The organism is Mesorhizobium sp. M8A.F.Ca.ET.208.01.1.1, from assembly GCF_004791315.1.
In the GTDB taxonomy this organism is placed as follows: Bacteria; Pseudomonadota; Alphaproteobacteria; order Rhizobiales; family Rhizobiaceae; genus Mesorhizobium.
On sequence record NZ_SRUT01000004.1, the window covers coordinates 432,126 to 455,748 of the forward strand.

20 protein-coding genes and 1 tRNA gene are annotated in these 23,623 nt (G+C 64.3%); 11 read left to right on the forward strand and 10 right to left on the reverse strand.

Annotated elements, in window-relative coordinates; all coding sequences use genetic code 11:
* The first annotated feature begins 2 nt into the window (after positions 1–2).
* The 4 genes from EN851_RS21710 (at position 3) to EN851_RS21725 (ending at position 2,157) form a co-directional block, all read left to right on the forward strand.
* Positions 3–320 carry a metalloregulator ArsR/SmtB family transcription factor gene (locus tag EN851_RS21710; protein ID WP_135930018.1) on the forward strand — a complete coding sequence of 106 codons (318 nt, stop codon included), beginning with the start codon at positions 3–5 and terminating at the stop codon, positions 318–320.
* Positions 320–766 carry an SRPBCC family protein gene (locus tag EN851_RS21715; RefSeq protein ID WP_135930019.1) on the forward strand — a complete coding sequence of 149 codons (447 nt, stop codon included), beginning with the start codon at positions 320–322 and terminating at the stop codon, positions 764–766. The genes EN851_RS21710 and EN851_RS21715 overlap by 1 nt, the downstream gene beginning before the upstream one ends.
* Positions 767–809: 43 nt before the next feature.
* Positions 810–1,301, forward strand: a complete 492-nt coding sequence (locus tag EN851_RS21720; protein WP_135930020.1) for an SRPBCC domain-containing protein — start codon at positions 810–812, stop codon at positions 1,299–1,301.
* 70 nt (positions 1,302–1,371) lie between these two features.
* Positions 1,372–2,157, forward strand: coding sequence for a DUF72 domain-containing protein (locus EN851_RS21725; RefSeq protein WP_135930021.1), 786 nt, complete (start codon positions 1,372–1,374; stop codon positions 2,155–2,157).
* 125 nt (positions 2,158–2,282) lie between these two features.
* Here the strand turns inward: EN851_RS21725 and EN851_RS21730 are convergent, their stop codons facing one another.
* Genes EN851_RS21730 through EN851_RS21745 form a run of 4 tightly spaced genes read right to left on the reverse strand, consistent with a single transcriptional unit; the run spans position 2,283 to position 7,324 of the window.
* On the reverse strand, positions 2,283–3,449 hold the full coding sequence (locus EN851_RS21730; RefSeq protein ID WP_135930022.1) for an FAD-binding oxidoreductase: 1,167 nt from the start codon (positions 3,447–3,449) through the stop codon (positions 2,283–2,285).
* A gap of 27 nt (positions 3,450–3,476) precedes the next feature.
* The gene (locus EN851_RS21735) at positions 3,477–5,093 is read right to left on the reverse strand and encodes an ATP-binding protein (RefSeq protein WP_135930023.1); all 1,617 of its coding nucleotides are present in this window, start codon (positions 5,091–5,093) and stop codon (positions 3,477–3,479) included.
* Positions 5,084–5,776: a response regulator transcription factor gene (locus EN851_RS21740; protein WP_135930024.1), complete on the reverse strand. Its 693-nt coding sequence runs from the start codon at positions 5,774–5,776 to the stop codon at positions 5,084–5,086. Before EN851_RS21740 ends, EN851_RS21735 begins: the two co-directional genes overlap by 10 nt.
* A 3-nt stretch (positions 5,777–5,779) precedes the next feature.
* Entirely contained in the window at positions 5,780–7,324 is a 1,545-nt protein-coding gene (locus tag EN851_RS21745; protein ID WP_135930025.1) for a DUF4173 domain-containing protein, read from the reverse strand.
* Between the two features lie 534 nt (positions 7,325–7,858).
* Here EN851_RS21745 and EN851_RS21760 point away from each other — a divergent pair.
* Both EN851_RS21760 and EN851_RS21765 read left to right on the forward strand, forming a co-directional pair.
* The gene (locus tag EN851_RS21760) at positions 7,859–8,752 is read left to right on the forward strand and encodes a CoA ester lyase (RefSeq protein ID WP_135930027.1); all 894 of its coding nucleotides are present in this window, start codon (positions 7,859–7,861) and stop codon (positions 8,750–8,752) included.
* 37 nt (positions 8,753–8,789) lie between these two features.
* The gene (locus EN851_RS21765) at positions 8,790–8,996 is read left to right on the forward strand and encodes a DUF1737 domain-containing protein (protein ID WP_027145959.1); all 207 of its coding nucleotides are present in this window, start codon (positions 8,790–8,792) and stop codon (positions 8,994–8,996) included.
* Between the two features lie 93 nt (positions 8,997–9,089).
* Here EN851_RS21765 and EN851_RS21770 read toward each other — a convergent pair whose 3' ends face one another.
* Positions 9,090–9,512 (reverse strand): metallopeptidase family protein, encoded by a 423-nt coding sequence (locus EN851_RS21770; RefSeq protein ID WP_127280999.1) that lies wholly within the window; start codon positions 9,510–9,512, stop codon positions 9,090–9,092.
* A gap of 177 nt (positions 9,513–9,689) precedes the next feature.
* Here EN851_RS21770 and EN851_RS37275 point away from each other — a divergent pair, with 177 nt between their 5' ends.
* From EN851_RS37275 to EN851_RS21785, 3 genes are read left to right on the forward strand one after another with little or no spacing between them, the layout of a single operon-like run.
* Positions 9,690–10,727 carry a hypothetical protein gene (locus tag EN851_RS37275; protein ID WP_135930028.1) on the forward strand — a complete coding sequence of 346 codons (1,038 nt, stop codon included), beginning with the start codon at positions 9,690–9,692 and terminating at the stop codon, positions 10,725–10,727.
* On the forward strand, positions 10,669–12,147 hold the full coding sequence (locus EN851_RS21780; protein ID WP_135930029.1) for a DUF6504 family protein: 1,479 nt from the start codon (positions 10,669–10,671) through the stop codon (positions 12,145–12,147). Before EN851_RS37275 ends, EN851_RS21780 begins: the two co-directional genes overlap by 59 nt.
* Positions 12,144–15,467 (forward strand): error-prone DNA polymerase, encoded by a 3,324-nt coding sequence (locus EN851_RS21785; RefSeq protein WP_135930030.1) that lies wholly within the window; start codon positions 12,144–12,146, stop codon positions 15,465–15,467. The genes EN851_RS21780 and EN851_RS21785 overlap by 4 nt, the downstream gene beginning before the upstream one ends.
* Positions 15,468–15,732: 265 nt before the next feature.
* Here the strand turns inward: EN851_RS21785 and EN851_RS21790 are convergent, their stop codons facing one another.
* The 4 genes from EN851_RS21790 to EN851_RS21805 form a co-directional block, all read right to left on the reverse strand.
* Positions 15,733–15,975, reverse strand: coding sequence for a Trm112 family protein (locus EN851_RS21790; RefSeq protein ID WP_127281057.1), 243 nt, complete (start codon positions 15,973–15,975; stop codon positions 15,733–15,735).
* 71 nt (positions 15,976–16,046) lie between these two features.
* Positions 16,047–16,718: an LON peptidase substrate-binding domain-containing protein gene (locus EN851_RS21795; protein WP_127281055.1), complete on the reverse strand. Its 672-nt coding sequence runs from the start codon at positions 16,716–16,718 to the stop codon at positions 16,047–16,049.
* A gap of 107 nt (positions 16,719–16,825) precedes the next feature.
* A complete protein-coding gene (gene trxA / locus EN851_RS21800; RefSeq protein WP_135930031.1) occupies positions 16,826–17,833 on the reverse strand; it encodes a thioredoxin in 1,008 nt (335 codons plus the stop codon).
* Between the two features lie 84 nt (positions 17,834–17,917).
* Positions 17,918–18,415 (reverse strand): prolyl-tRNA synthetase associated domain-containing protein, encoded by a 498-nt coding sequence (locus EN851_RS21805; RefSeq protein ID WP_127281199.1) that lies wholly within the window; start codon positions 18,413–18,415, stop codon positions 17,918–17,920.
* A gap of 317 nt (positions 18,416–18,732) precedes the next feature.
* Here EN851_RS21805 and EN851_RS21810 point away from each other — a divergent pair.
* A tRNA-Gly gene (locus EN851_RS21810) sits at positions 18,733–18,807 on the forward strand.
* Positions 18,808–19,289: 482 nt separating this feature from the next.
* Here EN851_RS21810 and EN851_RS21815 read toward each other — a convergent pair.
* Complete coding sequence (locus EN851_RS21815; protein ID WP_245520786.1) at positions 19,290–20,717, reverse strand: lytic transglycosylase F; 1,428 nt, start codon at positions 20,715–20,717, stop codon at positions 19,290–19,292.
* Between the two features lie 982 nt (positions 20,718–21,699).
* Between EN851_RS21815 and EN851_RS21825 the strand changes: the two genes are divergently transcribed.
* Entirely contained in the window at positions 21,700–23,577 is a 1,878-nt protein-coding gene (locus EN851_RS21825; RefSeq protein WP_135930034.1) for an adenylate/guanylate cyclase domain-containing protein, read from the forward strand.
* Positions 23,578–23,623: the final 46 nt, after the last annotated feature.

A 23,623-nucleotide genomic window follows, 5' to 3' on the forward strand; every position in this document is an offset into this window, starting at 1 on the left:
CAATGAGCATGGATGCAGTCTTTCGCGCCCTGGCGGACCCGACACGCCGGCAATTGCTGGACAGCCTCCATGCCAGGAATGGGCAGACGCTGAATGCGCTGTGCGCCGAGATGGCCATGACCCGCCAGGCGGTGACCAAGCACCTGGCGATCCTGGAGGAAGCAAACCTCGTCACCACCATCCGCCGGGGTCGAGAGAAGGAGCACTACCTCAATCCGGTTCCGATCAACGAGATCGCCGACCGCTGGATTGGCAAATTCGAGCGGGGGCGGCTGACCGCCCTCAGCGACCTGAAGAAACGCCTCGAAAGGGAAGACTGATGAGCAACAGCTTCGTTTATGTGACCTATATTCGCACCACGGCCGAAAAGCTCTGGGAAGCGTTGACCGACCCGGAGTTCAACCGGCAGTTCTTCCTCTGCTCCTATCAGGAGAGCGAATGGAAGGTGGGCTCCAGCTGGAAGCTGATCTTCCCCGACGGGCGGGTCGCCGACAGCGGCGAGATCCTCGAGATCGATCCGCCGCGGCGCCTGGTCATCAAATGGCGCAATGAATGGATGCCCGAGCTCAGGGAAGACGGCTACACGCGCTGCACCTTCACCATCGAGCCGGACGGCGAGCTGATGAAGCTTGCCGTAACCCATGAAGCGGACGGGCCGCACAGGCTGATCGGCAACGTCGCCAAGGGCTGGCCGCTGGTGCTGGCCAGCCTGAAGAGCCTGCTTGAGACCGGCAAGGGCTTCGAGCGTCCGCCATCAAAGGGCTAAAGGCTCGTTTCGTCAACGAAACAAATTTGATGTGGAGGCATCCATGATCCACGCTCCCAGGGTACGGAGCATGACCAATGGCGACACCGTCATGGCATCGGCCGAGATCGAAGCGCCTCCGGAACGCATCTTCGAGGCACTGGTCGGCGAGGAAATCGGGCAATGGTGGGGGTCGGCCGACACCGAACGGATGGTCGACTGGTCGGCCGACCTGCGAGTCGGCGGCCATTGGACCGCTATTGTCCGAACGGCCGACGGCACGGACCTGCCGGCCAGCGGCGAATTCCTCGAGATCGAGGTGCCGCGCCGGATCGTGCAGACGCGGGCCTATGCATGGGACCATCCCACGCTTGGCCGGCGGCAAACCACGGTAGCCTGGCTGCTGCAGCCGACTGCCAGGGGCACGCGCCTTACCATCTGCCATGGCGGTTTTGCCGGGCTGCACGAAGCGGCGGCGGAACATGCAGAGGGCTGGGCGCGGGTGCTTGCCTGGCTGCAGGCACATGTCGAGGCTGGAAGACTGGCCGCGGCCTGAGCGGCGGGCCGTTGCTTTGCGCAGCCTCTCTCCGCCTTGACCCACACCTCATCCGGCCCACATCCCATGCATGGGAAAACAGGCATGTTTCATAGGCACGGCCGGTTGGGGCGTTCCGACACGATACAGCCAAGACTTCCCGCAACCCGGATCGCATCTCGAACGCTATTCCAGGCACTTTCCGATCGTCGAGATCGACACATCCTTCTACAAGCCGCACCGCCGCGAGACCTATGAGCGCTGGGCACGCGCCGTGCCGGAGCACTTCCGCTTCGCCGTCAAGCTGCCGAAGGCCATCACCCATGAGCACCGCCTCGCCGGCTGCGACGACCTCCTTGAGAGCTTTCTCCTGCAGGCCGAAGGTCTCGGCGCAAAGCTGAGCGTGCTTCTGGTGCAGCTGCCTCCGAGCCTATCCTTCGAGCCGGATGTCGCGAGCGGTTTCTTCGACATGGTCGGCAAGCGAACCCAAGCAAGGCTGGTTTGCGAACCGCGCCATCCCAGCTGGTTCGAAGCCGACGCTGAAGCGCTTCTGGCCGATCGCCGGATCGCGCATGTCGCCGCCGACCCCGCTCCGGTGCCATCTGCTGCGGCGCCGGCAGGCTGGCCCGGCCTCGCCTATTTCCGCTGGCACGGCGCGCCGCGCGCCTATTACTCCGACTACGATGCCGATAGCCTCGCCAGATTTGGCCGGCAAATGGAGGCGGCGGCGGCCTCCGGTGCCGAGGTCTGGGGCATCTTCGACAACACGGCCGCCGGCCATGCGCTGGGCAACGCGCTTGCCGTCGAATCGATGATCGCCCAGACGCTTCTTCCTTCTCCCCTTGTGGGAGAAGGTGTCGCCGAAGGCGACGGATGAGGGGTGTTCCAGCTTGGCAAGGACGGAGATCTGTCACGCACCCCTCAACCGTCTCGGCGCTGCGCGCCGATCCACCTTCTCCCACAACAAGGGGAGAAGGGAGAGGCAGGCCCAGGCCAGGCGCCTCAAATCACATTCAATTCCCGGAACGCCCGGCCCTCGGCCACCCGTTCGTAGCCAAACGCCGAGCAATCGATCGTCCGGTAGCCGCCATGCGCGATCAGTTCCGCCAGTGCCTTGCCGACCGCCGGCGCTTGCTGCAGGCCGTGGCCGGAAAATCCGTTGGCGAAGAGGAAATTCGTCACCTCGGGGTGCGGGCCGATCACCGCGTTCTGGTCGAGCGTGTTATAGTCATAATGCCCGGCCCAGGCACGCGTCGGCTTGATCGCCTCGAAGGCCGGGATGCGGGTTGCCAGCACCGGCCAGATCACCTCTTCGAACAGCGGCCAGTCGACGTCGAAATCGCCGGGATCGGCCGGGCCGTCGCCCTCTTCCGGTTCGGCGCCGCCGGTCAGGTAGACCGAGCCTTCCGGCCTGACATAGATGCCCGAGGGATCGACCAGCAGCGGCATGTCGGCATATTTCTCGCGCGCCTCGAAGACGAAGACGTTGCGCTTGCGCGGCTCGACCGGCAGCGCCAGCCCGGCAAGGGCGGCGACCTTGCCGGCGTTCGGCCCGGCGGCGTTGATGACGGTGCCGGCCTCGATCCGGTCGCCATTATCGAGGCTGACGCCGGTGACGCGGTCGCCCTGCCGCTCGATACCGGTGACCGAAGCGCTGATGAAGTCGATCTTCTTCTGCCGCAGCGCCTTGCGGAACAGCGTCAGCATCGCATGCGCGTCGAACCAGCCTTCGCCGGTGCGGCCATAGGCGCCGGCGGTGATGCCTTCCGCCGACAGCCAAGGGAAGCGGCGCGTCAGCTGGTCGGCGTCCTCGAGCAGTATGTCGGCGCCTTCGGCGACCTGCGCCTCGTGGTTGGCCCTGAGGATCGGCAGCCCGGCCTCGCCGGCAAGGATGAGATAGCCGCCCTCGCGAAAACCGATATCGGCGTCAGTGCCGAATTCTTCCTTCAGCCGCCGGAACAGTTTCAGCGTGAATTGCGACAGGCGGATGTTTTCCGAAATCGAGAATTGCTGGCGGATCGAGGCCATGGATAGCGTCGTCGCCGCATGGGCGAATTGCGGGTCGCGCTCGATCAGCGCGATCGAGCCGGAAAACCCTTCCTCGCGCAGATAGTAGGCGACCGAGGAGCCGACGATGGCTCCGCCGATGATGACGATGTCGTAGCGCACTTTTTTCTCCGATCCGCCGTCCACACTCTACGCGACCGGCAAAGTGATCTCGAAGCGCGTGCCGCGCTCGGAGTCAACCAACCTGATCGTACCATCATGCGCTTTCAGGAGGGCCAGCACGATGCCGAGGCCCATGCCGGTGCCGCCGGTAGAGCGCCGCGTGGTGAAGAACGGCTCGAAGATGCGCGCCTGGTTGCTTGGCGAAATGCCGGCGCCGTCGTCGCTGACCAACACCGTCGCCTTGCCGCCGGCGCTTGCGGCAGTGATCGAAACCAGCGTCGCGCCGTGCCTGGCCGAGTTGTCGATGAGATTGCCAAGCACGATTGCTCCGTTCTCGGCCGAGATGCGCAAGGCCAGATCGCCGCCGGCCTCGACGCCAACCGCCAGCCTGGTGTCGACGGGAAGCAGCGCCAGCGCCGACCTGACCGAGGTGCTTTCGCCGCTGGGCGCGAGGTTTTCGGCCCGCGCCAGGTCGAGCAGCCGCCGGACCAGCAGGTTGAGCCGCCCGGCATCGGTGACGATATTGTTGGAGAAGCGCCGCCGCTCGTCATCGTCCATCGCCGAGCCGGAATCGCGCAGCAGTTCGGCCGCGCCCTGGATCGCCGTCAGCGGCGATTTGAGTTCATGCGAGACGTGGGTGGCGAAGGTCTGGATGCTATCCGATCGCGCCTGCAGTTTCTCCGCCATGTCGAGAAACGCGGCGGACAGTTCGGCCATTTCGCGCGTGCCGTGATGATCGAGCGGCCGGATCGCGTCGCGCTCGCCGGCGGCGATGCGCTGGGTGCGGTCGATCAGCGCGTAGATCGGCCGGCTGACAGTGCGCAGGAAGACGAGGCCGATGAGCAGCGTGCCGCCGAGGATGGCGATCGCCGCCGCCGTCACCTTGCCTCGTTCGCCATAGAGATGTTTTATGATGTTGTTGGGCGTCCGCGAGACATAGACCACGCCGGCGACCTTGCCGTTGACGGCAACCGGCAGGGCGACGAAGACGCGCACCTTGGTGCCGCGGCTGACCGAATAGAGCGGCGGCGCCGGCTGGTTGGGGATGCGCAGCCGGAGCGCGCTGGCATAGCGCCCGGCAAGTGCGGCACGCACCTCCTCGACCCCGGCAAGCGACTGCCCGATTTCGTCGCGCCCGGCAATGACGACACCTGCGGGATCGAGCAGCCGGAAACCGGCCAGCGTGGTCTTCTGCGTCGCATCGAGAATGCCGGTCAGGCGCGCGCCGATCGCGGCGAAAGCGGGATCGGCCGTGGCGGGCATCCCGGCAGGCCGGGTCGCAAGCACGTAATCCGAGGCGAGATCGAGCTGCGGCTCGATCGGCCGATAGGGCGATTCGGGATTGGCGCTTCGGCTCGCGCCGCCATTGGCCCCAGGCATCGGCGCGCCGAGCTTTTCCGGCAAAATGCCGGCGTCGCGCACCTCCTGCGCATAGATGGCGGCGATGGCGGCACCCTGCGCGATCAGCTCCGCCTCGGTCTGGCGGATCAGCTGGTTCTCATAGAGGCGGAAGAAGAACAGGCCGACCAGCGGCAGCGCCATCACCAAGATCAGGATGGCAACGACGACCGTGGCGAGACGAGGCCGCCATTTGCGGCCGATCCACTTGCTGCCAATCCATTTGCTTGACGTCGTCAGCCGCATCGGCCGAGCCGGAAGCCGACGCCATGCACCGTCTCGATGACCTCCGGGCAACCCACCGCCGCCAACTTGGCGCGGATGTTGCGGATATGGCTGTCGACGGTGCGGTCGGCGACATGGATCTTGCCCGCATAGGCACTGGCCATCACCGCCTCACGGTCGAGCACATGGGTGGGCCGCGCCAGAAACCCTTTCAGGATCGAGAACTCGATCCCCGTCAGGGCCAGCGGCTTGCCGTCGAAGGCGGCCGCGTGGCTGGCCGGCGCCAAGGTGAGCTTGCCCTGCGCGAACTGCCTGTCGTCGGCGGGTTCGGGCGCGACGGGGCGGGCGCGCCGCAGGATGACGTTGACGCGGGCGACCAGCTCGCGCGGGCTGAACGGTTTGGTGACGTAATCGTCGCCACCCATTTCGAGCCCAAGGATCCGGTCGATCTCCTCATCTCGCGCGGACAGGAACAGCACCGGCACGTCTGATGTGTGGCGCAGCAGCCGGCAGACCTCCAGCCCGTCCATCTCAGGCATGCCGATGTCGAGCACGACAAGGTCGGGCGTGCGCCGTTCGATCGCCTGCAGGGCGGCGGCGCCGTCGGCCACGGCAGCCGTTTTCATGCCGGCCTTTTCCAGCGCGAAGCAGATCACTTCGCGGATATGCGGGTCGTCGTCGGCGACGAGGATGTGATGCGGCATGGCTCAGCGATCCGGCACGGGTTCTGCGACACCAGGAACAATGATCGGCTGCCTGCTGTCGAGATAGCGAAGCAGGCGCCAGTCGCGAAAGCTCCAGCTCCGCCAGTTTTCCTGCATGCTGCGATACCAGCCTTCATCGACACCGCGCAACCTTGCCAGTTCGCCGACGGCGCCGGCATCGGCCGTCTTGCCCTGACGATCGTAGAAGCGGTCGAGCGCCGGAAACGCGCCCGGGCCGAGCGAGCGCAGATACCAGGCGTCGAGGGGAATGCCCTGGCCGGTCATGTCAAGGGAATGGGCGACATTGTAATTGGCGATCAGCGCGGCGAAGTTGATGAAACAGCAGGCATAAAGCGCCAGGGATAACGTCAGAAGATTGGCGGAGAGCAGCCATTCGTTGGATTTTTCGAGCGCGATGCGGGCGATGATCAGCGCAAGCCCGGCCGCCACCAGCCCCATCCAGGCGAAAGCGGCGACGCGCCAGTAGGTCAGCGCATAGATGCCGACATAGAGGTCGAGCCGCAGGATCGACGAGGCGACCAGCATGATGTTCTGCGCTACCCAGGCATAGACCAGGCGGCGGATAAGCGGATCGTTCGATGCCTCGCTGCCGGGCCTCAGCGCCGCAAGGACAAAACCGGCGGCAAGCAGCGCGGTGACAACAAGCGGATAGGCGCCGCGATGCGCGTAAGCGGCGTAGCTCAAGCCATCGGGAAGCGCGACCCCGCCCCACAGATAGGTGGCGTCGAGCCCGCTCTGCATCGCGAACAGGATGTTGAAGACAACGAGCGCTCGAAGGATAGCCGCCTTGCCGAAGACGATGTCCTCGACAACATGCCTGTCCGGGCCAGCCGCCGGCTGGGCATCGGCAGGGGGATGATCTGGCCGGAAAATACGCCGCCGGAATCGCGGCAGGCGCGGCCGCAGAAAGGCCCAGACGCCGGCAAGCACGAACAGCCAGAAGGCAATCCGCGTCAGCTGGATCAGGTCGAGCAGCTTGATGAGATCGATCAGCGACAGCCAGTATTCGATGACCGGGTTGGCGGCCCCGAACAGGGCGACGAAGACGGCGCCCAGCGTCAGCGGCATCACCCAGACCGCGATCGCCGCCAGCCTTATGCGATGCCCGCCGAACCGCCGCGCCACCCTTCGCCATTGGAGAAAATCGCCGAGGAACCGCACCGGCGCCGCCAGCCCGAACAGCACGACCTGGCCGGTAATGCGCGCCATGCGGTGCCGCAGCCGGCCACTCAGCGAAAGCGCGAACGCCACCAGGGCCGCGAGCGCGATCGAGACGGACAAGGGGCTGACAGTCTCGGCCAGCGGCAGCAGCGCGACAAGCAAGGCGGCTGACTTGAGCCACACCTTGCCATCGTTGAACGCGGCGGGATGCACGGCCACCACCGCCGCGGCAATCAGGATGGCGAACAGGAGAACCGTGATGCCGGCGGGCTGGCCGTAGAACAGGAAATCGGCGATCGCGACCAACAGCAGGGCAACGCCGAAGCGGCTGCAATAGCTTGGCGCCGAGGTGAGCAACACTGTCATGACCTGATCGTCCCCATGGCTTCCAGTCGGGCCGTCGGAGGGCGTCTGCGGACGAAAGGGATGAGGGTTGCCGTCGCACGTGGTGGATCGGCCAGCCACCAGCCTTCGCTGCGCAGCCTGTGGGGCAGGGACCAACGGGGTTTTGCTCGCTTTTGCATGCCGCCTTGTGGCGGGCCGGCATGAAGTTGGCGGGGCAGATACGAGGAGGTTTTCGGCAGGCGTGTGCAGTTTTCGTGCAGGGCTGGTGCGCTGCCCGCCATTCTTTGCGGACGCGTTGGCGTACCCCAGCCAGGCTCCTTTCCTCTCCCTCCGGAGGGGGGAGAGGTGGCTCGGCGAAGCCGAGACGGAGTGGGGGAACCACCTGGCAACCGCCGCAAACGGACATAGGAAAGGGCACCGGGCGCAAGCATCGCATCGCCTTGCGCCCAAAGGTCGACCCCCACTCCGTCGAGCTTCGCTCGACACCTCTCCCCCGATCGACGGGGGAGAGGAAGGCCGCTTGCCTCCACCCGCCGCAACCGGCATAGAACAGGCATGACCGAAACCTACCGTCCGCGCAGCTCAGTGCTCTATATCCCGGCCTCCAACGACAAGGCGCTGGCCAAGATCGCGCAGCTTGCCTGTGACGCCGTCATCATCGATCTGGAGGACGCCGTCGCCCCCGCCGACAAGATCGCCGCGCGCGAAAAACTGGCCGGCATTTTCGCCAATCGCCCTGGTGCCGACCACAATGGCCGGCGCTGCGAGATGGTGGTGCGTGTCAATGCGTTATCCAGCGAATGGGGCGCCGACGACCTTGCCGCCGTGGCCAAGGCGGAACCGGACGGCATCCTGCTGCCCAAGGTCGACACGCCGCGCGACGTGCTCGAGGTCGGCGATGTGCTGGACGATAATTTTGCTCCCGACAGCGTGAAACTATGGGCGATGATCGAGACGCCCAAGGCCATGCTCAACATCGGCGCCATCGCCGAGCTCGGCCGCGACCCCGCCTCGCGGCTGGATTGTTTCATTGCCGGAACGAATGATCTGATCAAGGATACCGGCGTCCAGGCGACGCCCGACCGCGCCTATCTCCTGCCATGGCTGATGCAGATGCTGCTGGCGGCACGCGCCGGCGGCCTCGACATGCTCGATGGGGTGTTCAACGATTTTCGCGACCTGGACGCGTTCGCCCGCGAATGCACGCAGGCCGCCGCCATGGGCTTTGACGGCAAGACGCTGATCCATCCATCGCAGATCGAGGCCGCCAACCGCGCCTTTGCCCCGTCGGCGCAGGCTCTGGCCGAGGCGCGCGCGGTGAAGGATGCCTTCGCGCTGGCGCAAAACAGCGGCAAGGGCGTCATCGCGCTGAATGGCAGGATGGTCGAGCGGCTGCACCTGGCGCAGGCCGAAAAACTGCTGGCGAAGGCGGCCGCCATCGGGGCATGATATTCGCCGACTTGGGATACACGACAGGAATTGGACGATGAAACTCTACCGCTTTCTCACCGCCCCGGACGACGCCAGCTTCTGCCACAAGGTGACGGCGGCGCTGAACAAGGGCTGGCACCTGTTCGGCTCGCCGACCTATGCCTATGACAAGAAAGCCAAGACCATGCGCTGCGGCCAGGCCGTGGTGAAGGATGTCGACGGCCAGGAATACGGGCCGGATACCAAGCTCAGCGACTGGTAGGGGAAAGCGCCGCGGCCCTCTCTCTTCGTCATCCTAGGGCGAAGCAAGGAGCGAAGCGACGGGGCGCAGACCCTAGGATGACGAAGGCACAGCCTATTCAGCAGCCTCTTCGATTTTCTCCATATCATCGTCCGACAGGCCGAAATGGTGGCCGATCTCGTGGATCAGCACGTGGGTGACGATGTCGCCTAGCGATTCCTCGTTCTCGGCCCAGTAGTCGAGCATGGCGCGGCGATAGAGCGTGATGCGGTTGGGGCCTTCCCCGGTTTGCGGGTTCCAGCGTTCGGCGATGCCGCGCCCCTCGAACAGGCCGAGCAGGTCGAACGGCGTCTCCAACGACAAATCGTCCATGATCTCGTCGGTCGGGAATTCGGCGATCTGGATGACGATCTCGCCGGTCAGCTTGCGAAAATCCTCCGGCAGATGGGCGTAGGCCTCCAGGGCCAGGAACTCCAATTCTTCCATCGAGGGCGCAAGTTCGCCATGCCAGGTGCGGGTCTTGTAGATGCGGGCCATGCTTTGTCCTTTAATCCCGGCATATAGGTGTTCGCACCGGTCGAGGCAAATGACGCCTATACGCCGGCGTCGCGCCGGGAGAGGAATAAATTCCTTATGACTCTGCTTGACTCTTCCAGCGCCCTCTGGAATCAATAGGAACATAACAGGAACAATTGTGAGTGGAAGCTGACCGTCATGGCGATGACCGCCGTGGCGCGGGAGACTGTTTTTGCCCTGCGCCGCCAGATCGCGAAGATCGAGGGAACGCTGCCCGAGCGCCTGCAGGCGCCGGCGGCGGCGCCCCTTGATGCCGGCACCGGCACTGGCAACGATCTGACGATTGTCCGGCGCGGGCTTGCCGCGGCCTTGCCGGATGCCTTTCTGCCCATCGGTGTCGAGCGGCTCGATGCCGCGCTCGGCGGCGGCCTGCCGAAAGCCGCCCTGACCGAAATCCATGGCCTGGAAACCCGCGATGCGGGAGCCGTGGCCGGCTTCGCCCTGTCGCTCGTCAGCCTGATCCTCAACCAGGCGCAGGGGCTGCCAATCTTATGGATCGGGACATCGGAAATTTTCCACGAGGCCGGCTTTCCCTATGCCAGGGGGCTGCATGCCGCCTTCGGCATCGAGCCCGGGCAATTGCTGTTTTCCGAGGCGCCCAGGCTTGTCGATGCGCTGTGGATCGCCGAGGAGGCGGCACGCATGACGGCGCTTGCCACCGTCATTCTGGAAATCCGCGGCAATCCGCAGCGGTTGGACCTGACCGCGACACGCCGCCTGCATGCGCGGGCGCAAGGTGCCGGCCGGCCGGTGTTCCTGCTGCGGCAGGCGGCCGAGCCGGAACCGACGGCGGCGCCTATCCGCCTCATCGCCGCGTCGGCGCCGGCCGTGCCGCGCGCCACGGTCGCCGGGCCGCTCGCCGGTTCGATCGGCCACCCCGCCTTCACCATCAGCATCGGCAAGAGCCGCACGGCCCTGCCTGGACAATTCATACTGGAGTGGAACCCCGATGAACGCGTATTCGACGAAAGAAGGGGCGAGGAAAGACGGGAGCGGGCAGAGAATCCTGTCCCTGTGGTTTCCCTATCTGGCGGCCGAAAGGATCCTGCGGCAGCGTCTGGGGAAATCCTGGCGTTCCCGACCCTCGGATCATCCGTCGCCATCTCACCCACCGCTCGTGATCAGCCACCGCCAGGGCAACGCGCAGCGCATCTCAGCCCTCGACGAGCGGGCTGAGGCGCTGCACCTGAAGCGCGACATGGGGATTGCCGATGCGCGCGCCATGCATCCGTCGATCGACATCGTCGAAGCCGATCCGGAGGCCGACCGGCGCCTGCTCGAGGGCCTTGCCGACTGGTGCGACCGCTATACGCCGCTGGTGGCGCTGGACAGCATCGACGGCCTGTTCCTCGACGTCACCGGCTGCACCCATCTGTTCGGCGGCGAACGCGCCATGCTCGACGAAATCCTGTCGCGCTTCTTGCATCAGGGTTTCGACGTCCGCGCCGGGCTTGCCGGCACGCCCGGGGCGGCCTGGGCGGCGGCACGCTTTTGCGGCGACCGCATCGTTCTATCGGGCGAGGAGGAAGCCTTGCTTGCTCCCTTGCCGCTGGCCGCCCTTCGCATAGCGCCGGAAACCCGTGCCAGCCTGGAAAGCGTCGGGCTGCGCACGGCGGGCGCCGTCATGGCCGCGCCGCGCGCGCCGCTTGCCCGCCGCTTCGGCGCCTTGCTGCTCCAGCGCCTCGACCAGGCGCTTGGCCGTCTCGACGAAGCGATCTCGCCGCGCCTTCCCGTCGCGCCGCTTTCGGTCGAACGCCATCTCGCCGAACCCGTCACGCTGACGGAGGAGATAGAGCGGCTGGTGGGCATGCTGGCGACGACCTTGAAGACCGACCTCGAACGCCGCGGCGAAGGCGCCCGGACGCTGGCGCTGCTGCTCTTTCGCGTCGACGGCGCCGTCAGCCGCATCGCGCTCGGCACCTCGCGGCCGATGCGCGAACCCTTGCTGATCCGGAAATTGTTCCATGAAAGGCTGGCAGCACTCGAGCAGCATATCGATGCCGGCTATGGCTTCGACCTGGTGCGCCTCTCGGTGCTGGCTGTCGCCGCTTTCGACACGCAGCAGACCGATCTGACCGGTGAAGCGGCCGACGACGGTGCCGACATCGCCCTGTTCGCCGACCGTATCCGCGCCCGCCTCGGCGAGAGCGCGGTTCTCCAGCCTGTGCCTGTGGAAAGCCATCTGCCCGAACGCGCCGTCGCCATCGTCCCCTTCAGCGAGGCGCCGCGCCGGACCACGCCGCCGAAGAAGCCGGACAGGATGCAGGCGCCGATGACCATCTTCCCGCCGGAACGCCCAATCCGGCTGTTCCGCGCGCCCGAGCCCATCGATGTGCCGGCCACCGAAATGCCGGAGGGACCGCCGCTGCATTTTCGTTGGCGCCGCGCGCTCTACCGCGTCACCCGTGCCGAGGGTCCGGAGCGCATCGCCGCCGAATGGTGGCGCGAGGCGCCGGGCGATCCGGCGGCATCGACACGAGACTATTTCCGCATCGAGGATGCCGATGGCCGCCGCTACTGGCTCTACCGGCAAGGCCTTTACGGCAGCGCCTCGCAGATCCCGCCGCGCTGGTTCATGCACGGGGTCTTCGCATGAACGCGCTGACCGTCATTCCCTATGCCGAGTTCGGCATCCAGTCGAATTTCTCCTTCCTGCGCGGCGCTTCCAAGCCGGAGGAACTGGTGGTCGCGGCCAAGCTCATGGGTTTCTCCGCGATCGGGCTCGCCGACCGCAACAGCGTGGCCGGCGTGGTGCGCGCCTGGCAGCAGGCCAAGGTCGAAAAGCTTGCCTATCATCCTGGCTGCCGGCTGGTTTTTGGCGACGGCACGCCGGACATTCTCGCCTATCCCAGGGACCGCACGGGCTGGGGGCATCTGTGCCGCATGCTCACCCAGGCCAATCTGCGCGACGAGACCGAAAAGGGCGCCACCTTGCTCCAGCGCGGCGACTTGCTCGAATGGGGGGACCGGATGTCGCTGGCGGTCTTGCCCGATCTGGCGCAGGACGCGCAGGACAGTCTGGCCTTGCTGCGGGAACTCGAGGGCCGGTTCGGCAGCGCCCTGCGGCTCGGCGTCTCGCCCTGTTATGCCGGCCATGACCGCTTCAGGATCGAGCAGTCGGCGGCGTTTGCCGAAAGCACCGGCATTCCGCTGATGGCGACCAACGACGTGCTCTACCACACGGCCGAACGCCGCCCCTTACAGGATGTGCTGACCGCGATCCGCCTCAATGTTCCGGTCGCCGAGGTAGGGCTGGAGCTGACCGCCAATGCCGAACGCCATCTGAAGCCGCCGCTGGAGATGGCGCGCCTGTTCCGCAGGCATCCGCGGGCGCTGGCCGAGACGCTGCGTTTCGGCGAAGAGCTGACCTTCTCGCTCGGCGACCTTCAGTACAATTATCCCGATGAGCCGACGGAATCGGGCCTCGGCCCGCAGGCGGAGCTGGAGCGCCTGGCCCGGGAGGGAGCGGCCCGGCGCTTTCCCGCTGGTGTCCCCTCCAGCGTCATAAAACGCATTCAGGAAGAACTCGCCCTGATCGAGCGGTTGAATTACGCCCGCTATTTCCTGACCGTCCATGACATCATCAAATTCGCCCGCGGCGAAGGCATTCTCTGCCAGGGCCGTGGTTCCGCCGCCAATTCGATCATCTGCTTCTGCATCGGCATCACCGAGGTGGGACCGGACAAGATCGACACGCTCTTCGAGCGTTTCATCTCGGAGGAACGCAACGAGCCACCGGATATCGATGTCGATTTCGAGCATGAGCGGCGCGAAGAGGTGATGCAGTACATCTATACGAAATACAGCTCCAAGCGCACGGCGCTCGCCGCCGCCGTCATCAGCTATCGCGGCCGTTCGGCGCTGCGCGAAGTGTCGAAGGCGATGGGCCTGTCGGAGGATGTCCGGGCGTCGCTTTCCGGCTCGATCTGGGGCTGGTCGACCTCGGAGCTCGGCGAGAAGGAAGCCAGGGCCGGCGGCCTCGACCGCAGCGATCCCATATCGCGGCATGTGATGGAACGCGCCAACGAGATCATGGGCTTCCCCCGCCATCTCTCCCAGCATGTCGGCGGCTTCGTCATCACCAGGGACCGGCTCGACGAAATCGTCCCCATCGTCAAGACGGCGATGGACGAGCGCAAGATGGTCGAATGGGACAAGGACGATCTCGACGCGGTGAAGATCCTCAAGGTGGATATACTGGCGCTCGGCATGCTGACCTGCCTCCAGCGCGCTTTCACCTTGCTCGAAACCCAATACGGCGTCAGAGACGACTATGGCAGGCCATTGACCTTGGATACGATCGCCAAGGAGGATCCCCGCGTCTACGACATGATCTGCCGCGCCGATACGCTCGGCGTCTTCCAGATCGAATCGCGCGCCCAGATGTCGATGCTGCCACGGCTGAAGCCGCGCGAATTCTACGATCTTGTCATCGAGGTGGCGATCGTGCGGCCAGGCCCGATCCAGGGCGATATGGTGCATCCCTATCTGCGCCGCCGCCAAGGCAAGGAAAAAGCCGAATATCCCAAGCCGGAGCTGGAAAAAATACTCGGCAAGACGCTGGGCGTGCCGCTGTTCCAGGAGCAGGCGATGAAGATCGCCATCGTCGCCGGCGGCTTCAGGCCGGGCGAGGCCGATGAACTGCGCCGCGCCATGGCCACCTTCAAGCGCACCGGCACCATCGGCAATTACCGCCAGCGCATGATCGACGGCATGACAGGCCGAGGCTACGAAAAGGACTTCGCCGAGCGCTGCTTCAAGCAGATCGAGGGTTTTGGCGAATATGGCTTTCCCGAGAGCCACGCCGCCTCCTTCGCGCTGCTCGTCTATGCCTCCTGCTGGTTCAAGACCTTCTATCCCGACGTGTTCTGCGCCGCGATCCTGAACTCGCAGCCGATGGGCTTCTACCAGCCGGCGCAGCTGGTGCGCGACGCCCGCGACCATGGCGTCGACATCCGCGAGGTCGACGCCAATTTCTCCGTCTGGGACTGCACTTTGGAAAAGGCGCCTTTCGACCCGGCCCGCATCCTGCCGCGTCATGCCGGGATGCGCGGCGTCATCGAGACAAGCCATGCGCTGCGGCTCGGCTTCAGGCAAATCAAGGGACTTTCCAAGGAACGCATGGAGGCTTTCGTCGCCCGGCGCGGCGCCGGCTACTCGACCGTCCGGGATGTCTGGCTGCGCTCCGGCCTCAATGTCGACGAGATCGAGAAGCTGGCGCAGGCCGACGCCTTTCGGTCCATCGGCCTCGACCGCCGCGCGGCACTGTGGGAGGTCCGCGCGCTCGACGGCAAGAGCGCCGCCGAGAAACTGCCGCTGTTCGACCAGCCGGCACTCAGCCTACGCGAGCTGGAGCCCGAGACGAGACTGCCGAAAATGCCGCTCGGCGAGCATGTCATCCACGATTACCGCTCGCTCGGCCTGTCGCTGAAGGCGCATCCGGTCGCCTTCCTGCGCGAGCGGCTCGACCGCGCCGGCGTCACCCCCAATGCCAGCCTGCCTTCCGTGCGCGACGGCAGGCGGGTCTCCGTTGCCGGCCTGGTGCTGGTGCGCCAGCGCCCCGGCAAGGGCAACGCGATCTTTCTCACGCTGGAAGACGACAAGGCCGTCGCCAATGTCATCTTCTGGGAAAGGACCTTCACCCGCTTCCGGCCCATCGTCATGGGCGCCCGGTTTGTGAAGGTCACCGGGAAGCTGCAGTCGGAATCAGGTGTCGTCCATATCGTCGCCGAGAAGATCGAGGATCTGACGCCCTGGCTGACCGTGCTGCTGGAAAAGGTCGGTGCGGCCGCACCGCCAGCAGCCGGTCCTCCGCGCCGCTCCAGCCAACCCGCAATAGGGAAAGACGGACAGGATCTTGCGATGCTGTCGGAAGAGGCGGAAAGGGTCATGCCCAAAGGGCGCAATTTTCAGTAGGCACCGAGACCGGATCCACGCGCCTTCGTCATCCACGGGCGAAGCAGGAGCGAAGCGCCGTCGCGAAGACCCGGGGATCCATGCCGCTACATCGGCCAAGGAATGCGACGGTCCGGAATGGTGCCTGTCCTGGAGAAAGGCTGCTGGTCTTGGCCCGCTTTCACACGTCACATACGTCGCGGCATGGATCCCAGGGTCTCCGCGACGCCGCTTCGCGGCTGCTCCGCCCTGGGATGACGAAGCGATGATGCTCCGCGCCCCGCGCTCAGCCCGCCCCACCCAGCTTCGGCGGCGACAGCACATCCTCGGCCGAGATGGTCCGCGCCTCCGAAGGCAGCATGATCGGGATGCCGTCGCGCACGGGATAAGCGAGCTTGGCGACCCGCGAGACCAGCTCGCCACGCTCGGGGTCCCAGGCCAGCGGCCCCTTGGTCAGCGGGCAGGCCAGCAGTTCCAGCAGCTTCGGGTCGACGCTGGTTTTCTTTCCGTCACGCCCATCCGCCGCCATCAGGTCCTCTTCCGGTTTCACGCCGACAATATGTTGAGATTCAGGTCAGGCCGGCTGAATATCGGCACATCCTACTGCAGGCTCGAGCCAAAATCCTCATTCTCGCGCGCCAGCGTCATCTCGGTGATGGCGATCAGCGTCTCGGCACGCGTCTTCAGGTCCGCGGCTTCCAGCAACGCCTGCTTCTCGGCCGGTCCATAGGGCGCCATCATCGACAGCGCGTTGACCAGCATGGCGTTTTCGGCCCGGCTGACGCTTTCCCAGTCGGCTTCCAGATCGTTGGCCTGCAGATAGGCGCGAAAGGCCCGCAGCAACGCAGGCCGGTCGATTTCATCAGCCGCCTGCTCCTCGTCGAGATCGGCCAGGAAGGGTGCCGGTTTGCACTGGCGGAACGGCGTCTTGACCGTCAGCTCGTGGGCGATGCGGAACCGGCACACGCCCTGCAGCGAAATCAGGTAGCGGCCGTCGCCGGTCTCTGAAAAGGCGATGATGCGACCTATGCAGCCGACATTGCAAAGCTCCGGCTCGCCATCCTCGCGCAATGCGCCATTGAGACCGGGCTGGATGATGCCGATGAGACGCGAGCCGGCGACCGCCTCGTCCACCATCTGCAGGTAGCGCGGCTCGAAGATGTTGAGCGGCATGCGGCCGCCCGGCAAAAGGAGCGCGCCCTCGAGCGGAAAGATCGGGATCGTCAACGGCAAATCCTTGGCGAGCCGGTAATGCGCGTTTCCCGCTTGCACCTCATTCCTCCGATCGCTTCGATTGCGAAGCGTCAACCCTGCCCTGTCCTATCTGGCGCTCAGGCCCGACGCCGCAAGCCTGTGCGACAAAACAACCGATAACCGGCTCAGGAAAACAGCAACGCCGACAATTTGCGGCGCGCGGCAAGCGTCGCCTCGTCGGTCATGCCCCAAGCCTCGAACAGTTGCAGCAACTGCGTCCTGGCGCCGTCCTCGTTCCAGGCGCGGTCGGCCTTGATGATGGCCAGCAGATTGTCGGCGGCCGCGGTGCGATCGCCCCTGGCGTTCTGGATCATGGCCAGATCGAAACGCGCCTGATGGTCCTTGGGATTTTCTGCAAGCCGGCGTTCGAATTCGGCCGGGTTGCCGAGTTCGGCCGCCTGCGCGGCAAGCGCCATCTTGGCGCGCAGGGCGGCGAGCGCCGGCGCGTCCTTCTTGGCCTCGGGCGCCGTTGCCAGCAACGCCTCGGCGCCTGCGGTGTCGCCGGCTTCGAACAGCAGCTCGCCCAGCCCGCCAATCGCCTCGACCGTCTCCGGCGCCTGCGCCAGGATGGCGTCATAAATGTCGGCGGCGGCCTGCATGTCGCCGGCGTCGCGCGCTTCCACGGCCGCCGCCAGCGCCTCTGCCACCGGCGGCGCGCCATTGCCCTGGCCGCCGACCTTGGTGATGAATTCGTTGATCTGGCTCTCGGGAATGGCGCCCATGAAGCCGTCGACCGGTTGGCCGTCCTTGAAGGCGATGACCGCCGGAATCGACTGGATGCCGAGCTGGCCGGCGATCGAGGGATGGTCGTCTATGTTCATCTTGACCAGCTTGACCTTGCCGCCAGCGGCCTTGACCGCCTTTTCCAGCTGCGGCGTGAGCTGCTTGCAAGGGCCGCACCACGGCGCCCAGAAATCGACCAGCACCGGCTGGCGGCGCGATTCCTGGATGACGTCGGCGGCGAAGGCGGCGGTCGTCGTGTCCTTGATGACATCGCCGGCGCGGGCGCCCGCGGGCGCATCGCCAAGCGCTGCCTTCGCCGGCGCCGTGGCCGTTCCGCCATACTGCACCGTGGTGGCATACTGGCCGCCATTGTTTCCGAATGATCCGCCAAACGGATTGTTGTCGCTCATCTCGTCACCCTTTCGGTCGCGCTGCCGGCCCGCGGCTCGGCGCCATGTCTCAATTGGAAATCGGCTTCGCCATCCATGTGGCGATCATGCCGAGACTTTCAAGATAGCAGCATCGTGCCCGGTTGCCTCGACGAATCTGATGAGATCGGCCGCCGCGATCGACGTCGTCGCTTCGTTGGTCAGCGGATGCGCGTTGATGACGGCATGCGCCATCAAATCCTTGTCGAGCACCAGCTTGACCCTGTTTTCCCTGTCATTGATGACGCCGAAGACGGTGACGGCGCCCGGCGTGACGCCCAAAAGCTCCATCAGCATTTCCGGCTTGCCGAAGGAAACCCGGCTGGCGGCGCCGATCGACTGATGGATCTGCTTGAGATCGACGACCGCGTCCTCGCCGACGGTGACCAGGAAGAAATTGTCCTTCTTGTCCTTCAGGAACAGGTTCTTGGTGTGTCCGCCGGCGATTTCGCCGCGCAGCGCCTGCGAATCGGCCACCGTATAGAGCGGCGGGTGGCGTTTCGTCGAAACGGCGATGCCCAGTTCGGCGAGAAAGGCGAAAAGCTCGGCTTCGGTCTTCGGCATTGGATTTCTTCTTCGGCTGGTTTGCGGCCATGCCGTTTATCGCATCGGCCACGGAATCGGAATCATTTTTGCGCAAGCCTGGTGCGCGCCGCCGCGAAAGCCGGTTATTCCCATGCACGCGGCGATGGTGCGTGCCGCGACGAGGCGGCAATGGTCGGGCCGCCGCCCAACACGGCCCCCAGATCCGGCGAGAAGCCTTGTCACGGGCGGCTTGCCTGCATCATGGCGCCGGGCAGAAAAAAGCCTGTTATTTCCCTGTTGCAATCGCCGCGCTCTTCAGCCATATAGGCCCGGCTTGCGGCCAAGACGCCGTGTGAGCGGGTGTAGCTCAGGGGTAGAGCACAACCTTGCCAAGGTTGGGGTCGAGCGTTCGAATCGCTTCACCCGCTCCAATTTCCTTCAGGGGATCAAGCATCGAAAAGCCGCGGTTCGCCGCGGCTTTTTCGTTTTCTGTGGCGGTTGAAGCGCAGCCACCTCAAGCCTGCGAAGGGCGGTGGCGCCGGCAAATCGGATGGGCCTGGGCTTCCGCCGGCATGAGCCGACGCAGCGGCAGCGCGTCCATGTCGCGGAGGCCCATCCAGCATCAGGAGCCTGCCGTCCCGGGAGGCCGGGTCATGGTCGAGCTGATCAACGTGGCGGCCAGACGAGCTCACGCGGCAATGGATCGCGTTGGTATTGGCTATCGCTGCCGTGAGCGTCGCTCTCTTCAAAAATGACCGACCGGTGACAGGCCGTCAAACTATTCATCGGTGGCGGCGCAAGTCGCGGCCTCGTCGCCCCAGTCGGTTCATGGCCTGCAGATGTCGGTAGGAACGGTCGGTCAGCTCTTGCATATCCATATCATTGGGCCAGCCATGCCGAAATACGAGCTGATTTACTCTGACTGCGCCTTGTTCACGCCACGCCGCGCTTTCTGCTCCTCGAGCAGCGTATAAGCCACAAAATATTTGTAGATATTTCCGACATACTGAACCGTTTCGCGCCCAACCACCTTCGCGGCGCCGTTCTCCACATTGCCGAACCATAGATCGGGGTTGAGGCCCATCGTCTTCGCGGCACTGCGAAATTTGCGCAAGTTGCCGGGCCCGGCATTGTAGGCGGCAAGCGTCAACAGCGCCCTGTTGACTGGGTCGAGTTCGGCATCGTTCACATAGGTTGCCGACAAATAACGCATGTATTTTGCGCCCGCTTCTATATTGCGATCCGAGCTTTCCGCTATGCCGCTGATGCCTATCGCCTTATCGGCAGCAGTCGACGGCAACATTTGCATGATGCCGACGGCGCCCCGAGAGCTGCGTTCGCTCTGGTCGAAACGCGATTCCTGGTATCCCTGCGCGGCCAGCAGCAACGCATTGAGTTTGTAGGCAGCGCTATATTTCTCGAAGGCGTCGCGCAGAGCCTGGAATTTATCGACCTCGGACTGCTCGTAGGCGGAACGCACCATCTTGTCATCCTGGTAGTAGCGCTTCTTCAAAATGTTGCCGAAGGTCGTCCCGACCTTGTATTGCTTGACGAAAGCGTTGAGCCTTTTCATCAGTTCCGGGCTGTTCTTACGGACCGCCCAGGCGATTTCCCCGTCCTGCGCTATCGCAATGTCATCGTGCAGTTCGATGTTATCGAAGACCCTGGACCAGATCCGCGCCTTGTGGCCGTCGACCACGCACCAGGGCAGCAGGCCGGCATTGACCATCTCCAGAAGATCCTCATCCTCGAGATTTTCGTCGATCGGCGCGATGCCGATCTCGGCTTGGCCCGCCGCGCGCCGGTCGCTGTTGAGCTTTTGCAGATGCTCGAAATAGCTGCTGCTCGCGCGAACGCGGATTTCCTTGCCGCCGAGATCGTCGATGGCGGCGATTTTCGGCGCGGCCGGGCCGGTGACCAGGATTTCTTTCACGCCGCTCGCCAGGGGATCCGTGAAGTCGACGATCTGCTGCCGTGATGGGGTAATCGTCAGATTTGCCGCGACAATGTCTCCGCGCCCTTCGATGAGCGCGGGAAGCAGCCGGTCCCGGGCCACCGGCACGAAGGCCACACGAATTTTTTCGATTTCCTTTTTCTTGTTCTTGTTGATCTGCCGCTCAAGCGCCTGGCCAAACTCGACCGCCGTGCCAAGTTGCTCACCACGGTCGATGAAGTAGATCGTCTTGCTGTAAGGGACCAGGATTCGGATAAGACGTCTCTTTTCCATTCCGCCGTAGTCGCCGGTCCAGGCGTCAAATCCGGGGCGCAAAGCGGCCTCTTTGGACTGTGAGAGATTGGGGAAAAGCAGCGAGGCCAGGGCAAGCACGATGAGGGCCGGCACGATGCGCGCTACGGCCCTCCGGAAGATCAAAGCCGCGCCACGGCTGTTTCGCCTTGTCACCAGAAGGAAGAACTGAAAAGTATCGAGTATCAAGTCGGCCATTATCATCCCGGTTCACCCCTCTGCTTCGCCGAGCCATCAGATCATGGATCGAACGTCATCCTGAGCCAACTGTTGCTGGAGTATGGTATTCGAGTTTTCTTGTGCACGACAAAAGCCCGCATCTTGGCCAAGTCAAGCCAGGTGGCGGAAACTCGGCCAGGAGCATGTGTTCTCCATTGAGGCATGCTCATTGGAAGCGATCGGCCATTTGCCACGGAACAAAGAAACGCCAGCCCGCCAACCGGCGCGATCCACGCGCAATGAAGTTGACATTGCCCCCAGCCTCCACGACCCTTGCACCGGCGTACCCACCGATGCCACCCGCTCCTTCATTGCGATCCGCATGGCGGTGCCTGGTCGCCAGCTTGCGGTTCGCTGCCCTAAATAGCAGTTTTGGCGTTGCAGCGCCACGCCCACGGGCGGCCCGCAAGACCGTCGCGGCGATGGAACTGCTTTCGGACAAGATCATGCTGCAGCAAGAACTGGATCACGACGACGTTTCGACAGTCACACTGACCTGAAGGCATGAAAGCCGCCGCATGTAGGGGGAATTGCGGCGAAAACAACCAGTTGATGCATGTCGCCCGGAAGTGTCCTCGTTCCGGAACCACGACATGGACAAATCAGAACCTTGAGGCAAGATGGCGATGGAGCAGGCCGAGCGCGCCGGTTTTGCGCAGGTCGAGGAACGATGTTCTGGGTCACTCCCCGTTCGTTGCTATTCCCGTGAACGACGTCGACCGTACGGCCGGACCGCTTGGATTGCGACTGGCGCCGCGCCAACCGGCGCGAGCGACCGTTCAGCGACGTTGGCGCCGAGGAGGTAAATCAGTTAAAACTAATTCAGACGGAACTATTGTCTGCGATTTCAGGAGACGACATGTCCGAGGAGCATGTTGAGCGTCGGCTGGCGGCGATCCTGGCGGCTGATGTGGTCGGCTATAGCCGTCTTATGGAGGCCGACGAGGAGCACACGCTCAATCTCCTTCGGCAGCATCGACGGGAGTTCTTCGATCCGACCGTCACCAAGCACGGTGGGCGCATCTTTAAAGTGATGGGTGACGGCTTCCTGGTGGAGTTCGGCAGCGTAATCAATGCGGCGCGCTGCGCGGTCGAGATCCAACGCGGCATGTCCGAGCGGAATGCCGGCATCCCCGAGGCCCGGCATTTCAAATTCCGCATTGGCATCAACCTTGGCGACATCATCGTCGACGGTGATGATTTCCATGGCGACGGCGTCAATCTTGCGGTGCGGCTGCAGGGGCTCGCAATACCCGGCGGCATCGCCTGCTCGGAAGTGGTGCGCCATGAGGTCGGCAACAAGCTGGGCGTCGACTTCGCCGATCAGGGCGCCAGGACCGTCAAGAACATTGCTCAGCCGGTGCACGTCTATTTCGCCAATTGGGACCAGGGCGTTTCGCAAGTCGAGACGCATATTGCGGCCGAGAGCGTCCAGCCACTGGTGCGGTCGGACAAGCCGTCGGTGGCGATCCTGCCCTTCGCCAATCTGAGCAATGATCCCGACCAGCAGTATTTCAGCGACGGCATCACGGAAGATATCATAACCGACCTCTCGAACGTCTCCGGCCTGTTCGTGCTCAGCCGCAATACGGTGTTCGCCTTCAAGGGCAGGACCGACAAGATGGAACGCATCGTCAGGGAACTTGGCGTCGGCTACATTGTCGAGGGCAGCGTCCGCAAGGCGGGAAACCGGGTCAGGATCAATGCCGAGCTGATCGAGGGCGCCACGGACGGACACGTCTGGGCTGCCCGCTTCGACCGCGACCTCACCGACATCTTCGCCGTGCAGGACGAAATCGCCAAGGCGGTCGTGGCGCAGCTCAGGGTCAGGCTCCTGCCCGAGGAGAAGAAGGCTATCGAGCTGGCACCGACGGACAGTGTCGAAGCCTATACGCATTATCTTCGAGGCCGCGATTACAGCCACATCGCGACCAGAGCGAACCACCTGATGGCCAGACAGAGCTATATCAGGGCCATCGAGCTTGATCCGGGATATGCCCGCGCCTATGCAGGCTTGGCGGTCTGTGACGTACGCCTTCAGTCGATCTACGGCTCCTCGATCCAGGTAGACGACATTCTCGCCACCGCCGACAAGACCCTGGCTCTGGACCCGAATCTGGCCGAGGCGCATTCAGCAAGGGGCTTTGCCCTGTCCCTTGCCGACCGGCGTTCCGAGGCCGCGGCGGCGTTCGAACAGGCTCTGACGCTCGACCCCAACTGCCACGAGGCCAACCGCTACTATGCCGAGTTCTGCGTGACCGGCGGCCAGTTCGAGCTCGCCGCGACGTACTTCCTGCGCGCGATGGAGATCAAACCGACCGACTACGGCGCACCGGTCATGCTGGTGAACGTCTTCCGCACTCTCGGCCAACAGAACGACGCGGAGCTTTATGCGCGGATCGCATTGGAGAGAGCGGAAGAGGAACTCCGCCTGCATCCGGAGAACGCCAATTGTGCCTGCCTGGGAGCGATCGTGCTGGCCTTCCTTGGTGAACGCGAGAAGGCCGCGAAGTGGCTTGGCCGGTCTCTGGAAATCGACCCTGGCGATATCAACGTCCAATACAACGCCGCTTGTACCTATGCGTTGCTGGGAGAATTCGAACGCTCGATCGACCTTTTGGAAGTGTGGCTACCGCAGGCTGGCGCCGAGATGAGACTCTGGTTCAAGAACGATTCCGATTTCGCCTCTGTTCGCAGTCATCCCCGCTACCAGAAGTTGCTCCAGCTCCTGCAGTAGCGATACGCATTGTTCTTGGGGCAATTTTGTTGCCGACAATCAAGAA